Genomic DNA, 14,603 nt, shown 5'->3' on the forward strand with positions numbered 1-14,603 from the left:
CGCCGGCCGCTCCCCCCGCGCCGCTCGCGCCGGCCGCTCGCGCCGGCCGCTCGCGCCGGCCGCTCCCCCCGTGCCGCCCGCGCCGGCCGCTCGCGCCGTGCCGGCGCGGCCCCCGCGCCGCTCGCACGCGAGACGCGAGACGCGGGCCGTCAGTGCTTCTCGGCCTCCGCCCAGGACCGGCCGGAGGCGGTGTCGACCTCCAGGGCGACGGCCAGGTCGACCACCCCGCTCATGGCCTCGACCAGCAGCTCGCGCAGCGCCTCCTCCTCGCCGGGCGCGGTCTCGCAGACCAGCTCGTCGTGCACCTGCAGCAGCAGCTGGGACGCCATGCCCTCGGCCCCCATGCGCTGGTGGACGGCCACCATGGCCATCTTGATGATGTCGGCGGCCGTGCCCTGGATGGGGGCGTTCAGCGCCATGCGCTCGGCCATCTCGCGGCGCTGGCGGTTGTCGCTCATCAAGTCGGGCAGGTAGCGCCGGCGGCCGAACAGCGTGGACGTCCACCCGTCCTTGCGGGCCTGCTCCACGCCGTCGTACAGGTACGCGCGGACACCGGGGAAGCGTGCGAAGTAGGCCTCCATGAGCTCGCGAGCCTCGTCGGGTGGGATGCCGAGCTGCTGGGACAGCCCGAAGGCCGACAGGCCGTAGGCCAGCCCGTAGGTCATCCCCTTGATGCGGCTGCGCAGCGTGTTGTCCACCGCCGAGATCGGGAGATCCCACACCAGCGCCGCGGTCGTCGCGTGGATGTCCTCGTGGCTGGTGAACGCCGCGATCAGGTCCTCGTCGCCGGACAGGTGCGCCATGACCCGCAGCTCGATCTGCGAGTAGTCGGCGAGCAGGAGGCTCGTGTAGTCCTCGCCGGGGACGAAGGCCCGGCGGATCTCCCGTCCGGTGACCGAGCGGATGGGGATGTTCTGGATGTTGGGGTGCTGCGACGACAGCCGACCGGTCACCGCCACGGTCTGGCGGAACTCAGCATGGATGCGCCCCGTCGACGGGTCGATCAGGGGCGGCAGCGCATCCACATAGGTGCCTTTGAGCTTCGAGACCTCGCGGTACTCCAGGAGCGGCGCGACGATGGGGTGGGTGTCGACCATCGCGGTCAGCGCTGCGGCATCGGTGGAGTAGCCAGTCTTGATGCGCTTCGTCTTGGGCAGGTCCAGGCGGTCGAACAGCACCGCCTGCAGCTGCTTGGGGGAATCGAGGTTGAACTCCTCGTCGGCCCAGCCGTAGATCTCCTCCTGCAGACCGCGCATCCGGTCGCCGAGGGTCTCGCCGATCTCCACCAGCACCTCGAGGTCCACGGCGACGCCGGCGTGCTCCATGCCGACCAGCACCGCGACCAGGGGCAGCTCCAGCTCGCCGAGCAGGCGTGCCTGGTCGCGCTCGGCCAGGGCGCCGGCGAGCACGTCGGCGATCTCGTGCAGCGCCTGGGCCCGCAGGGCGCGCTCGGGCCAGTCGTCGGCGATGGCCATCGCCAGCTGCTGGCTCCCCTCGTCGGTCGCGGTCCCCGCGGTCAGCTGCTTGTTCAGGTACTGCAGCGCCAGGGCCTCGAGGTCGTACGCGCGCTGCTGGGGCTGGACCAGGTAGGCGGCCAGCTCCGTGTCCATCTGCACGCCGGCCACCGGCCACCCGCGGGAGGCCGCCGCGTGGCACAACGCCTTCAGGTCGTGCACCAGCAGTGGGCGGTCCTCCGCGGCCAGGAGGGCGGCGAGCAAATCGAGGTCCTCCCGCGCCAGCTCGGCGAGGGTCGCCGTCGCGGGCGCGACGCCGGTGGCGGCGACCGCGACGGCATCCCACGCCACCACCGGGGGCCGGCCCCGGGCGAACGGCACGAGCGCCACCGGCAGGTCCGGGGACACGCTCCCGAGCCAGGTGACCAGCTCCCCCGCACCAAGGCGCCTGGGCTCCACGGCGAACGATCCCGCCTCGACGTCCCCGACCCCGGCATCAAGGGCTTCGGCGAGCCGCTCCCACAGCGCGCGGAACTCGAGGGTGGCGAACAGGCTGCGCACCGCCTCCATGTCGGTGTCGCCGCGCCGCAGCACGTCGATGGACAGGGGGACCTCGACGTCGCGGCGCAGCTGTGCGACCGCGTACCCGTCGAGCACCGCCTGCTGGTGCTCGGCCAGCGCCTCGCCGCGCTTGCCGCGGATGTGCTCGAGGTTCGCGAAGATCCCCTCCAGGTCGCCGTACTCGGCGAGCAGCTTGGCGGCGGTCTTCTCCCCCACCCCCGGGACCCCGGGGATGTTGTCGCTCGGGTCCCCGCGCAGCGCCGCCAGGTCGGGGTAGCGGTCCGGGCCGACGCCGTACTTGGCCGCGATCGCCCCCGCGTCCATGACCACCGTGTCGGAGATGCCCCGTCTGGTGTAGAGCACCGAGGTGTGCTCGTCCACCAGCTGGAACGCGTCACGGTCACCGGTGACCACCAGGGTGTCCATCCCCGAGCCGGAGGCCAGCGTCGCGTACGTCGCGATCAGGTCGTCGGCCTCCACCCCGTCGATGGTCACCTGGGGGATGGCGAGCGCGTCGAGGACCTCGCCGATCAACGGCAGCTGGGAGCGGAAGGCGTCGGGGGTCTCCCGGCGGTTGCCCTTGTACTCGGGCAGGATCGCCAGGCGCTCTGCGGGCCGGCCCTTGTCGAACATCACCGCGATGCCGTCGGGCCTGTGCTCGGTGAGCAGCTTGATGAGCATGCTGGTGAAGCCGTACACGGCGTTGGTCTGCTGGCCGGTCGTGGTGCGCAGATCCTCTGGCAATGCGAAGAACGCCCGGTAGGCCAGGCTGTGGCCGTCGAGGAGTGCGAGGACGGGGCGGGCAGGCATGCCCGCGATGATAGAGGCCTGATCCGGGGGCCCGACATCTGGTCGAAACTATCGCCTTCGTAGGATAGGATCACACCACCGAGCACGCTCCACGCACCACCGGTAACCAAGGAGAACACCGATGTCGAGGACGAGATGGTTGCGCCTCCTGGCGATTGTGACCGTACCTGCCCTCTTTCTGACGGCCTGTCCGGCCGACGAGCCGGAGGAGGAAGATCCCGAACCCGTCGAGACGCCCGATGACACCGAGACGGAGGAACCTGAGGACGACGTCACCCGCGGCGACGGGGTGCTGAGCCTCGGCTTCGTGCTGCCCGAGACCGGTGACCTCGCCTTCCTGGGCGACCCCATGATCGAGGGGCTCAACTACGCCGTGGAGCAGATCAACGAAGCTGGTGGCGTCCTCGGCGAGGACGTCACCCTCACCGGCGGCGACGAGGCCGGTGACACCGCCGTGGCCAGCGAGACGGCGGACCGCCTGCTCGCCGACGGCGTCGACGCCATCATCGGCGCGGCGGCGACCGGCATGTCGCTGGCGATCATCGACCAGGTCACCGGCGCCGGCGTCGTGCAGTGCTCCGGCTCCAACACCGGCCCGGTCTTCACCACCTACGAGGACGACGGCTTCTACTTCCGCACCGCCCCGACCGACGCGCTGCAGGGGCCGATCCTCGCCGAGAAGATCGTCGGCGACGGCCACACGCAGGTCGCCCTGGCCGCCCGCTCCGACGAGTACGGCGAGGGGCTCTTGGACGCCACCAGTGCGGCGCTCGAGGAGCAGGGTGCCACCGTGGTGGAGGAGGTCCTCTACGACCCGACTGCGGACACCTTCGACTCCGAGGTCCAGCAGCTCGTCGACGCCAACGCCGACGCGATCGCGCTGATCTCCTTCGAGGAGGGCGCGCAGCTGGTCTCCGGCATGATCGAGGCCGGCATCGGGCCGGGCGAAGTGGCGCTCTACGGCGCCGACGGTGTCGCCACCGCCGACTTCCCCGCCTCGGTCGACCCGGGTGACCCCAACGTCGTCGACGGCATGTCGGGGACCCGCCCCGACGCCAGCGTCGACCCCGAGTTCCAGAGCGGGTTGGAGGAGTTCGCCCCCGACCTCGAGGACTTCACGTTCGCCCCGCAAATCTACGACTGCGCGGTGATCACCGCCCTGGCGGCGGTGGCCGCGAACAGCGACGACCCCGAGGTCTTCGTCGAGGAGATGAACAACGTGACCCGCGACGGCGAGGAGTGCACCAACTTCGCCGACTGCGTCGCCCTGCTCGAGGACGGCGAGGACATCGACTACCAGGGCCCCAGCGGCGCCACGACGTTCACCGACGCCGGTGAGCCGGCGATCGGCACCTACGAGATCTGGGAGTTCGCCGACGGCGAGTTCACCGTCATCGAGAGCGGCATCGAGTCCACGCTCGAGGAGGGCGCAGAGGAGTAGTCCCGGTCACACCATCGAGGGGGTCCGGTTCACCGGACCCCCTCTCGTGGTCTTACCGAGCCTTGGCGAGGGTCCCGAGGTACAGCTCGATGACCTTCGGGTCGCCGAGCAGCTCGTCACCCGTGCCGGTGTAGGCGTTCTGCCCCTGGTCCAGCACGTAGCCGCGGTGGCAGATCTGCAGGCACCGACGGGCGTTCTGCTCGACCATGACGATGGAGATGCCGGCGCCGTTGATCTGGCGCACCCGGCGGAAGACGCCATCCTGGTTGGCCGGCGACAGCCCGGCGGACGGCTCGTCGAGGAACAGCACCGCCGGGTCCATCATGAGCGCCCGGCCCATCGCCACCATCTGGCGCTCACCCCCGGACAGGGACCCGGCCCGCTGCTTGCGGCGGTCAGCCAGGAGGGGGAACAGGTCGGCGACGAACGCGAACCGTCGGTCCCACTGCTTGGGCCGCAGGTACAGGCCCATCTCCAGGTTCGCCTCCACCGACAGACGGGGGAACACGTTGGCGACCTGCGGGACGTAGCCGACGCCCTTGGCCACGAGCTGGTGCGCCGCCAGGTTGGTGATCTCCTCGCCGCGCAGGCGCACCCGCCCCTCGGTCACGGCCAGCAGGCCGAACATGGCCTTCACCAGGGTGGACTTGCCGGCGCCGTTCGGCCCGATGATGCCCACGAGCTCGCCCTCGGCCAGCTCCAGGTTGCAGCCGTTCAGGATGTTGATCCCCGGCACGTAGCCGGCGACCACCGACTCCGCGACGAGCACCGGGTCACTGGTCACGCTCGTCCTCCTCTGGTGGCGGCTCGTCATGGCTTGCGCCGAGGTACGCGTCGATGACCGCCTGGTTCGCCCCGATGGAGTGCGGGGGGCCCTCCGCGATGATGCGCCCCTCGGCCATGCAGACCACCCAGTCGCTGATGTCCATGACCACATCCATGTCGTGCTCCACGAACAGCACGGTCATGCCCTCGTCGCGCAGCGCCTTCACGTGGCCGAGCAGGGACTGCGTCAGCGCGGGGTTGACCCCGGCCATGGGCTCGTCGAGCATCACCATGGACGGTTCCGCCATGAGGGCGCGGGCCATCTCCAGCAGCTTCTTCTGCCCTCCGGACAGCGTGCCCGCGTAGTCGTCACGCAGGCCGTCCAGCTTGAAGCGCGCAAGCAGCTCGTCCGCACGGTGCTGGTTCGCTGTCTCCTGACGGCGCCACAGCGCCGGCACGAGGGAGGGCAGGAAGCGCTCCCCCAGCTGCCCGCCGGCGGCCAGCATCATGTTCTCCAGCACGCTCATGCGGCCGAGTGCCTTGGTCAGCTGGAACGTGCGCACCATGCCGAGGCGCGCCACCCGGTGCGCCGGCACGCGCGCCAGCGGGTGCCCGTCGAAGGTCCAGCGGCCACGGTCGGGAGCGTCGAAGCCGGTCATCAGGTTGAAGAACGTCGTCTTGCCCGCGCCGTTGGGACCGATCAGGCCGGTGATGAGCCCGCGCGGCACCTCGAGGTGCGCCACGTCGACGGCCTGCAGCCCTCCGAAGGACCGCTCGATCTCGTCGGCGATCAGGATCGGATCGGGTTTGGCGACCCCGGGCTCGGCCGGCACGCCCGCGAGCGGGTCACGGCTGCTCACCGCCGGGGCTGCGCCGTCCCCGCCCTGGGGGGACGGCCGGGAGTCACTTGGCATCGAGCTGCATCTCCCTGCGGTCGCCGAGGAGCCCCTGCGGGCGGTAGACCATGAGGAGCATCAGGCCGAGCCCCACCAAGGCGAACCTTGTCGCGCCGATGGAGCCCGACCCGAAGTACTCGGGGGGCAGCAGCTCCGCCGCTGCCGCGCGCCGCAGGAAGCTGTCGAACCCGGCCACGATGAACCAGAAGATCACCGACCCGACGATCGGGCCCAGGATGCGGGCTGCGCCCCCGAGGATCAGCACCGTGTAGGCGAAGAACGTCAGCTGCGGCTGGAAGGTGTCCGGTTGCACCGTCTGCAGGGTGAGGGAGAACACCACGCCGCCGATCGCGCCGACCACGCCGCCGATGACCAGGCTCTGCATCTTGTAGGAGAAGACGTTCTTGCCGAGGCTCCGGGCCGCGTCCTCGTCCTCCCGGATCGACTTGATGACCCGGCCCCAAGGGCTGCGCATGAGCGCCCACATGAACAGCGAGATCAGCGTCACCAGTGACCACCCCACGACGATCACCCACAGCCGCCGCGAGCTCAACGTGAGCAGGAGGATGTCGTAGTCGCCCGGCGGGATGGGGTTGAGGCGGTAGAACTCGTCGGCGAACCCCCGCAGGCCGAACACCCCGTTGGTCACCGGACGGGCGTCGCTGGAGCGGAAGATGAACCGCAGGATCTCCGCCGCGGCGATGGTGGTGATCGCCAGGTAGTCGGCGCGCAGCCGCAGGGTCGGTGCGCCGAGGAGCAGCGCCAGGACGACCGCCAGCCCGATGGAGATCAGGATCCCGACCCACAGGCCGAGCCCGAAGGTCGAGACCCCGATCGCGACACCGTAGGCCCCCACGAGCATGAACCCGACCTGCCCGAAGTTCAGCAGACCCGTGTAGCCGAAGTGCATGTTCAGCCCGATGGCCAGCAGCGCGTAGACCGCGGCGGACGGTCCGGTGGCCGTCCGCAGGGCGTCGGTGAAGATCGTCAGGCTGCTGAGGCCGACCGCCTCGGCGGCGGCGAACACCACCACGGTCACCGCCACCAGCACGGCGACGAGCTTGATCTGGCCGCGGGCCTTCGGGGTCCACCGGGGGGCAGGCGTCTCCTCCTGCTCGTCGGCGGCCGCCTGGGTGGATGTCACGGGCGGGCTCCTCCCATCAGCCGATCCGCTCCTTGAAGCCCAGGATGCCCTGAGGTCGGACCAGCAGGATCAGGATGAGGATCAGCAGCGCCCACATGCTCTTCAGCTCGGTCGAGAACCAGATCGTCGACAGCTCCGTGACCAGGCCGACGACGATGCTGCCGACGATGGCGCCGTACGCGGTACCGAGCCCGCCCAAGATCACCCCGGCGAACATCAGCAGCAGGAGGCGGAACCCCATCAGGTAGTGCACGGTCTCGACCAGGCCCAGCAGGATCCCGCCCAGGGCGGCCAGTCCGGCGCCGACCACCCAGACCACGAGGATGATGCGCTCCACGTTGATGCCCGAGGACTCGGCGAGGTCCCGGTTGTCGGCGACCGCCCGCATGGCCTTGCCCAGGCGCGTGCGGTTCAGCAGCAGGCCGACGCCGACCAGGACGACCAGGGCGAGCCCCATCGCGAACAGGTCGCGGGGGGTGATCCGCACGGGACCGAAGATGAGCGCCGTCTGGACCGTGTAGTCACGGTAGGGATTGGGACTCCCGCCGTGGAAGAAGAGAATGACGTGGCGCACGAAGAACGCCAGACCCACCGTGATGACGAGCATCTGGACCAGCCCGGTCCGGCGCCGGCGCAGCGGCCGCCACATGCCGGCCTCGAGGGCGCCCCCGAAGCCCGCACCGATCCCCACGGCGATCACCGCGGCCGGGACGATGTGCAGCCCCGCCGTGTTCAGCACCAGCGCGGTGATGGCACCGAGGGTCACCAGGTCCCCGTGGGCGAAGTTGATCAGCCCCGTCGTGCCGAAGATCAACGACAGGCCGATGGCGGTCATCGCGATGATCAACCCGAACTTCACGCCGTTCAGGCTGCTCTGCGCGAGGCGTCGCACGAACTGGCCCTCGGCGGCCTCCCGCTCGCCGAGCTGGAAGATCAGCGTGCGGACCTGCCTCGGGCGGATGGTGACGTCGAGCGTCGCACGATCGGGGTTCGTGAGCCCGAGGTCTGCCGGCAGGGTCTCCACGTCGAGCGTGGCCTCGTACGGGCCAGGGCCAGGGAGGTCGACCGTCCACGACCCGTCATCGTCGCTCGTCACGCTGTCGATGACCGCACCGTCGTCGTCGGCCACCGTGATGGCCACGTCCTCGACCGGCTCTCCCTCCTGGTCGGTCAGGGTGCCCTGGACGCGTTCGTCGGCTTCCTGGGCCACCGCGGGCGACGCCGTCAAGGCGGCGAGCACCATGATCGTGCCGAGCACCACCCCCACGAGGTTGCCCACCGTGCCGCCTCGCCTCCTCTGCCGGTCCCGCCGGTCCCGGATTCTAGTGTGAAAGTCGACGCAAGGGTCACAGGACCTGCACACCTTCGACGATGCGTCCGCGATCCAGGAGGATGAGCTGGTCCGCGCTGCCGGCCTCAGGGCTGCTCGTATCGCTCCACGACCTGTTCGGCGACGGCCTTCATGGTCAGGCGGCGCTCCATCGCAGTGCGCTGCAGCCACCGGAACGCGGACGCCTCGGTCATCTCCTCGCGTTCCTGCAGGAGGCCCTTGGCCCGCTCGACGAGCTTGCGGGCCTCGAGACGATCGGTGAGGTTGCCGACCTGGCTCTCCAGGCCCTGCAGGTCCTTGAAGCGCCCGGCGGCGATCTCGATCGCCGGCAGCAGGTCGTGCTTCTGGAACGGCTTCACGAGGTAGGCCATGGCCCCTGCGCGGCGGGCCTTCTCGATGAGGTCGCGCTGGCTGAACGCCGTCAGGATCAGCACCGCCGACAGCCGCTCGCGGGTGATCTGCTCCGAGGCCTGGATGCCGTCCATGACCGGCATCTTCAGGTCGAGGATCGCGAGGTCCGGACGCAGCTCACGGGCAAGACGCACCGCGGTGGCCCCGTCGCTGACCTCCGCCACCACGTCGAAGCCCTCCTCGATGAGCATCTCCTTCAGGTCGAGGCGGATGAGGGCCTCGTCCTCGGCGATGAGGACCCGGATGGGACGGTCGGGTCGCTTGGTCACCTGGTCCTCCTCGGGTGCCGGCGCTGCGGCGGCGGGTCTGGGCATCGGGCATCTCCTTGCGTCGTGCTCGCTAGCCCATTCGGTCGAGCAGGGCGTCCTGCTCGGCGGTCAGCTCCTCGATCAGCGCGGCGGTCTCGTCCCGCTGCCGCTGCAGCCGTCGGAGGTCTTCCGCGGTGGTCCGCCGTTCTCGGTCCGCCAGCGGCGTCCCGGCGACGGTGGCCCGTGTCGCCGCGTCGTCTGCGACGTCCTTCTGGTAGGCCACCTGCTCGTCGAGCACGCGCAGGGTCTCCCGGAGCCGGCGCGCCTCGTCGCGCGCCTCCGCGAGTCGCTTCTCAACGCTTCCGTGCAGTCTCACGCCACCCGTTTCGTCGTGGGGACAGGGGCACCACCCTAGGGGCAGAGGGACTTAGACCGTCGCGGCCCCCGGGGAAGGCGCAGTCTACGACACCTACCCGGCCTGCCGGGAGATGACGTCAGAACAACGTCAGCTGCCCGGCGAGCATGTCTGGTGCTCCGGGAGGGATTCGAACCCTCATGCCTTTCGGCGTGCCCTTTTGAGAGGCATGCGTCTGCCTGATTCCGCCACCGGAGCGCTGCCGTTCCGCCACGAGTGTAGATCGCCGACCGCGGTTCCTTCCACACCAGGTATCGGTCTGCGCGTGGCAGTTTGGGCAGAGGAGGCGGAGGTTCTCAATGCGGTTGTCGGTGCGATCCCCGTTGATGTGGTCGAGCTGGAGCGGGATGGGTTGCCCTTGCCACTCGGTCCCGCCGCAACCCTCACACCGCGCCTCTTTGCGCCCTTCCGCGAGCAACCGCAGCCGCAGCTTGTGGGTGTTTCGGTACGTGGACTCCGCAACCAGGATCTCCTCCAACGGGATCGGCAGGCCGTTCGGCACCCGACCCTTGTTCCAGCCCTGTCCGGTGAAGTGGCCCGTGTCCAGCCCGAGCTCGGCGATGCGCTCCTTGAGCGTCACGTAGGTGCCACCACCGTACTTGAGGCCCAGCTCACGGTGGACGGCGGCGAGCGAACGGGACACCGCGACCGCGCGGGCCAGGTCCGCATCCGACCACATCCGCCCCCGCGGCCGAGCAGGCGACAAGGTCGACGGGTCGACACTCCATGCCGGGGATCGCAGACGCCGCCGTATGTGCGGTCGGTCCAGCCCCAGCTCCAGGATCCGCGTACGAACGGCGACCATGGTGGCACCGCCCTTGGCCAACCCCAGCCTGCTCAGCACCTCGGTGATCGACTCGGACGCGTCCACGGCAGCGCGGAGCTGCTCGTCCGTCCACCGTCGCGGTCTGGCCATGACCGTACAGTCCCACGCCCCTGCGACAACCGGCTGCGGATCTGCCACGGTTGTGCACAGCCTGGGCGGGCCCACGTCACCGCCACCGTGACGCTGGGGCGCCGCCCGTGCGCTAGCGTGGCGGCAGCCGTCTGGAGGAACCGTCCACATGCACCTCGCCATCACCGGTGCGACCGGGTTCATCGGCTCGGCGCTCGTCGCGGCGATGGCGGCCGCCGGGCACGACACGACCCGGGTGACCCGCCGCCAGTCCGACGCGCCCGGCGAGATCAGCTGGGACCCGGCGAGCGGGCGGCTTGACCCCGAGGCCCTGCGTGGCGTGGACGCGGTGGTGCACCTCGCCGGCGAGCCGATCGCGTCGGGTCGATGGACGCAGAAGCGCCGGCGCCGGATCCGCGACAGCCGGGTGGAGGGGACCGCGCTGCTCGCCAAGACCATGGCCGGGATGCCCGACGGACCCCGGATCCTGGTCGCCGCGTCGGGGATCGACTACTACGGCGACCGCGGTGACGAGGTGCTGACCGAGGACAGCGCGCCCGGCGACGACTTCCTGGCCGAGGTGTGCGTCGCCTGGGAGGCTGCCGCCGACCCCGCCCGCGACGCCGGGGTGCGGGTCGTGCACCTGCGGACCGGCATGGTGCTCGGCGAGGGCGGGGCGCTGCCCAAGCTGGCGTTGCCCTTCAAGCTGGGTGTGGGCGGAAGGCTCGGCTCGGGCAAGCAGTACATGAGCTGGATCACGCTCGACGATCACCTGGCGCTCATCGCGTACGCGCTCAGTGACCGCCTGGACGGGCCGGTGAACGCGGTGGCCCCGGCACCGGTCACCAACGCCGAGTTCACCCGCACGCTCGCCGACGTGCTGTCCCGGCCGGCGCTGGTGCCCGTCCCGCGGTTCGCGCCGCGTCTGGTGCTCGGCGAGCTGGCCGACGCTCTGCTGTTCTCCAGCAAGCGGGCCCTCCCGGAGCGCGCCGAGGCGAACGGCTTCGTCTTCACCCACCCCAACCTCGAGGACGGTCTGCGCCACGTGCTCGACCGACCTCGGACCGGATGAGGGCGGCCATGGGCCCCCACGGCGGCGACTCCGATCCTGGGGCCGAACCGGGCCCGAGCGATGGGACCGGTGGGGACGACCCCGTGGAGCGCAACCGCGCGACGCCCGCGCGCACCACCCCGAACCGGCCCGCCGTGGGCGCGGCGGTCACCAACCGCCTGCGCCGCATCACCGGTGCGGCACTGCTGATCGCCACCCTGGTGCTCGTGGCCGCGATCATCGCCGAGCGCGCCAGCTGACCCAGCGACCCGTGCATCGCCCGAGCCTGCGAGGGCGGGTCTCAGCCCCTCCCGGGGCGCCGGCACCCCTCGGCCAGGCCGGCGACGAGCTCGCGGACCGCCTCCGGCCCGCCCTCACCGGCCGCGCGCACCGCCGCGGACCCGACGATCACCCCGTCGGCGAAGCCAGCGACCTCCGCCGCGTGGGCAGCGGTCGACACGCCGATACCCACGCACACGGGCCGGTCGGTGCAGGCGCGCAGCCGCTCGACGAGGGGTGCCGCCATGGTCGACAGGGATGCCCGCTCGCCGGTGACACCGAGCGTCGAGGTCGCGTACACGAACCCCGTCGAGGCGGCGGCGACCGCGCGCAGCCGCTCCTTGCTCGAGGTCGGGGCCGCGAGGAACACGGTCGCCAGGCCATGGGCGGCTGCGGCGGCGGTCCATGGCGCGCCCTCGTCGGCGGGCAGGTCCGGCAGGATCGCCCCGGCCAGTCCGGCGCCCGCGGCCGCGGCAGCGAAAGCGTCGAGCCGTTCGGTCCCCCCGTAGTGCCAGACGAGGTTGTAGTAGGTCATCACGAGTGCCGGCACCTCGATCGCGGCGGTGAGGGCAGCGCACATCTCCAGGTCGTCGCCGGGGGTGTAGCCGCGCTCCATGGCCGTGTGGCAGGCCGCCTGGATCACCGGACCGTCCATCAACGGGTCGGAATACGGGAAACCGACCTCCAAGAGGTCGGCGCCCGCCTCCGCCGCGGCGACCAGGCAGGCTCGTGACGTGTCGAGATCGGGATAGCCGGCGGGGAGGTAGACGATGAGCGCCGCGCGGCCGCCGTCGTTGGCCGCCCGTACCGCCTTCTCGACCATGACGGCGGTCACCCGGACACCTGCCCGCCGCGCCGCTCCAGGACCTCGAGAACCTCGTCGACGTCCTTGTCCCCCCGTCCGGACAGGTTGAGCACCACGATCCCGCTGCGGCCCACCTCCCGGGCGAGGCGGATGGCGGGCAGGACCGCGTGGGCGGGCTCCAGTGCCGGGATGATGCCTTCGAGCTCGCAGAGCAGCCCGAACCCCTCCAGCGCCTCGCCGTCGGTGGCCGTCACGTAGCGCGCGCGCCCCGTGTCGGCAAGCCAGGCGTGTTCGGGCCCGACGCCCGGGTAGTCCAGGCCGGCGGACACCGAGTGGGTCGGGCGGACCTGACCGTAGTCGTCCTGCAGCACGAACGAACGGGCGCCGTGCAGGATGCCCTCGCTGCCCCCGGACAACGACGCCGCGTGGCGCGGGCCGTCGAGGCCCTCGCCCCCGGCCTCGACGCCCACCAGGGCCACCGTTTCGTCTGGTATGAAGGCGTGGAAGGCGCCGATGGCGTTCGAGCCTCCCCCGACGCACGCCACCACCGCGTCGGGCAGGCGGCCCTCGGTCTCGAGCATCTGCCGGCGGGCCTCCTCGCCGATGACCTTCTGGAACTCGCGCACCAGCAGCGGGAACGGGTGTGGGCCCACCACCGAGCCGATGAGGTAGTGGGTGGAGTCGACGTTGGTGACCCAGTCGCGCATCGCCTCGTTGATGGCGTCCTTCAGCGTGCGGCTGCCGCTGGTCACCGGCACGACCTCCGCCCCCATGAGCTGCATCCGCACGACGTTCAACCGCTGGCGGCGGCAGTCCTCCTCGCCCATGTAGACCGTGCACTCCAGGCCGAACAGCGCCGCGGCTGTGGCGGTGGCGACGCCGTGCTGCCCCGCCCCCGTCTCGGCGATCACCCGGCGCTTGCCCATCCGGGTGGTCAGCAGCGCCTGCCCCAGCACGTTGTTCAGCTTGTGGCTGCCGGTGTGCGCCAGATCCTCACGCTTGAGGTAGATGCGACCGCCTCCGGCGTGCGTGGTCAGCCGCTCGGCCAGGTAGAGCGGCGTCGGGCGACCGCCGTAGTCGCGGGCCAGCGCGGCGAGCCGCCCGGTGAACGCCGGGTCGGCCGTCGCTGCGGCGAAGGCCGCGGCGAGCTCGTCGAGCGCGGCGACCAGCGCCTCGGGCACGAAGCGCCCGCCGAACCGTCCGTAGTGACCGAGATCAGACCGGTCGGTGGCGGTCACCGGGGCGCCCCGGTGGAGGCGTCCGCAACTTGCGCCCCCGCCGTGGCGAGCGCCCGCACCGCCACAGCGGGGTCGTCCGCGCACGCCACGTGCTCGCCCACGAGGACGGCGTCCGCGCCCAGGGCTCCCAGCCGGCGCACGTCGTCGGGGCCCTTGACGCCGCTCTCCGCGACCGCCAGCGCGCCGGCGGGCAAGGCGTCGACGACGGCGGCGAACCGGTCCGGGTCGACCTTCAGGCTCGTGAGGTCGCGCGCGTTGACGCCGACTACCAGGCGCCGGCCCGTGGCCGCGGCCGCGTGCGCCGTCGCAGCCCGGGTGGCCTCGCCCGCGTCGTGCACCTCGACCAGCGCATCCAGTCCGGCGCGGTCCGCGGCAGCGAGCAGGCCCTGCAGCTGCGGGTCGTCCAGCGCGGCGACGATCAGCAGCACGGCGCTGGCCCCCGATGCCCGTGCCTCCCACACCTGGTACTCCTCGACCACGAAGTCCTTGCGCAGCACGGGAATCGCCACGGCTCCGACGACGGCCTCCACGTCGGCCAGCGACCCGCAGAACCAGTGCGGTTCGGTCAGCACGCTGACGGCGCCGGCGCCGCCCTCGGCGTAGGAACGCGCCAACGCCGCGGGGTCGGGGATCGGCGCGATCGGGCCCCGCGACGGGCTGGCCCGCTTCACCTCGGCGACGACCGTCACCCCGGGTGCAGCCAGCGCTGCCACCAACCCCGGCGGCGGGTCAGCACCCGCCACCCGGCGCCGGAGGACGCCCAGGCTGACCACGGCGGCAGCGGCGGTGGTCCGTGCGCGCGCGGCCGCGCACGCCTCGTCCAGGAAGTTCGTCACCGGCTGCTCCTTGGGGTGGGCAGC

At 71.5% G+C, this 14,603-nt stretch carries 13 protein-coding genes and 1 tRNA gene; 3 read left to right on the forward strand and 11 right to left on the reverse strand.

Going from position 1 to position 14,603, the window contains the following annotated elements; translation table 11 throughout:
• Positions 1-149 precede the first annotated feature (149 nt).
• The gene (gene polA, locus WD250_04515; protein MEX2619463.1) at positions 150-2,825 is read right to left on the reverse strand and encodes a DNA polymerase I; all 2,676 of its coding nucleotides are present in this window, start codon (positions 2,823-2,825) and stop codon (positions 150-152) included.
• A gap of 121 nt (positions 2,826-2,946) precedes the next feature.
• Here polA and WD250_04520 point away from each other — a divergent pair, with 121 nt between their 5' ends.
• Positions 2,947-4,266 carry an ABC transporter substrate-binding protein gene (locus WD250_04520; protein ID MEX2619464.1) on the forward strand — a complete coding sequence of 440 codons (1,320 nt, stop codon included), beginning with the start codon at positions 2,947-2,949 and terminating at the stop codon, positions 4,264-4,266.
• A gap of 52 nt (positions 4,267-4,318) precedes the next feature.
• Here the strand turns inward: WD250_04520 and WD250_04525 are convergent, their stop codons facing one another.
• The 7 genes from WD250_04525 to WD250_04555 all read right to left on the reverse strand — a co-directional run bounded on the left by WD250_04525 (position 4,319) and on the right by WD250_04555 (position 9,673).
• Entirely contained in the window at positions 4,319-5,050 is a 732-nt protein-coding gene (locus WD250_04525; GenBank protein ID MEX2619465.1) for an ABC transporter ATP-binding protein, read from the reverse strand.
• Positions 5,040-5,945: an ABC transporter ATP-binding protein gene (locus WD250_04530; protein MEX2619466.1), complete on the reverse strand. Its 906-nt coding sequence runs from the start codon at positions 5,943-5,945 to the stop codon at positions 5,040-5,042. The genes WD250_04525 and WD250_04530 overlap by 11 nt, the downstream gene beginning before the upstream one ends.
• On the reverse strand, positions 5,935-7,071 hold the full coding sequence (locus WD250_04535) for a branched-chain amino acid ABC transporter permease (protein ID MEX2619467.1): 1,137 nt from the start codon (positions 7,069-7,071) through the stop codon (positions 5,935-5,937). The genes WD250_04530 and WD250_04535 overlap by 11 nt, the downstream gene beginning before the upstream one ends.
• 16 nt (positions 7,072-7,087) lie before the next feature.
• On the reverse strand, positions 7,088-8,350 hold the full coding sequence (locus WD250_04540; GenBank protein MEX2619468.1) for a branched-chain amino acid ABC transporter permease: 1,263 nt from the start codon (positions 8,348-8,350) through the stop codon (positions 7,088-7,090).
• 137 nt (positions 8,351-8,487) lie between these two features.
• Positions 8,488-9,126, reverse strand: coding sequence for a response regulator (locus WD250_04545; GenBank protein MEX2619469.1), 639 nt, complete (start codon positions 9,124-9,126; stop codon positions 8,488-8,490).
• Between the two features lie 25 nt (positions 9,127-9,151).
• Entirely contained in the window at positions 9,152-9,436 is a 285-nt protein-coding gene (locus WD250_04550) for a hypothetical protein (protein MEX2619470.1), read from the reverse strand.
• Between the two features lie 151 nt (positions 9,437-9,587).
• Positions 9,588-9,673 (reverse strand) — tRNA-Leu (locus tag WD250_04555).
• A gap of 866 nt (positions 9,674-10,539) precedes the next feature.
• On the opposite strand from WD250_04555, the gene WD250_04560 reads away from it, so the two are divergent.
• Positions 10,540-11,442 carry a TIGR01777 family oxidoreductase gene (locus WD250_04560; protein ID MEX2619471.1) on the forward strand — a complete coding sequence of 301 codons (903 nt, stop codon included), beginning with the start codon at positions 10,540-10,542 and terminating at the stop codon, positions 11,440-11,442.
• Positions 11,443-11,450: 8 nt separating this feature from the next.
• A complete protein-coding gene (locus tag WD250_04565; protein ID MEX2619472.1) occupies positions 11,451-11,681 on the forward strand; it encodes a hypothetical protein in 231 nt (76 codons plus the stop codon).
• A gap of 41 nt (positions 11,682-11,722) precedes the next feature.
• Here the strand turns inward: WD250_04565 and trpA are convergent, their stop codons facing one another.
• The 3 genes from trpA to WD250_04580 are packed head-to-tail and all read right to left on the reverse strand — an operon-like array spanning position 11,723 to position 14,579.
• Positions 11,723-12,535, reverse strand: coding sequence for a tryptophan synthase subunit alpha (gene trpA / locus WD250_04570; GenBank protein ID MEX2619473.1), 813 nt, complete (start codon positions 12,533-12,535; stop codon positions 11,723-11,725).
• Positions 12,532-13,743, reverse strand: coding sequence for a tryptophan synthase subunit beta (gene trpB / locus WD250_04575; GenBank protein ID MEX2619474.1), 1,212 nt, complete (start codon positions 13,741-13,743; stop codon positions 12,532-12,534). The genes trpA and trpB overlap by 4 nt, the downstream gene beginning before the upstream one ends.
• On the reverse strand, positions 13,740-14,579 hold the full coding sequence (locus tag WD250_04580) for an indole-3-glycerol phosphate synthase TrpC (GenBank protein ID MEX2619475.1): 840 nt from the start codon (positions 14,577-14,579) through the stop codon (positions 13,740-13,742). Before WD250_04580 ends, trpB begins: the two co-directional genes overlap by 4 nt.
• Positions 14,580-14,603: the final 24 nt, after the last annotated feature.

It is taken from the genome of Egibacteraceae bacterium, assembly GCA_040905805.1.
GTDB lineage: Bacteria > Actinomycetota > Nitriliruptoria > Euzebyales > Egibacteraceae > DATLGH01.

Coding starts and splice junctions, on each gene's coding strand:
- polA (MEX2619463.1), bottom strand. CDS start 2,825: ATGCCTGCCCGCCCCGTCCTCGCACTCCTCGACGGCCACAGCCTGGCC.
- WD250_04520 (MEX2619464.1), top strand. CDS start 2,947: ATGTCGAGGACGAGATGGTTGCGCCTCCTGGCGATTGTGACCGTACCT.
- WD250_04530 (MEX2619466.1), bottom strand. CDS start 5,945: ATGCCAAGTGACTCCCGGCCGTCCCCCCAGGGCGGGGACGGCGCAGCC.
- WD250_04545 (MEX2619469.1), bottom strand. CDS start 9,126: ATGCCCAGACCCGCCGCCGCAGCGCCGGCACCCGAGGAGGACCAGGTG.
- WD250_04560 (MEX2619471.1), top strand. CDS start 10,540: ATGCACCTCGCCATCACCGGTGCGACCGGGTTCATCGGCTCGGCGCTC.
- WD250_04565 (MEX2619472.1), top strand. CDS start 11,451: ATGGGCCCCCACGGCGGCGACTCCGATCCTGGGGCCGAACCGGGCCCG.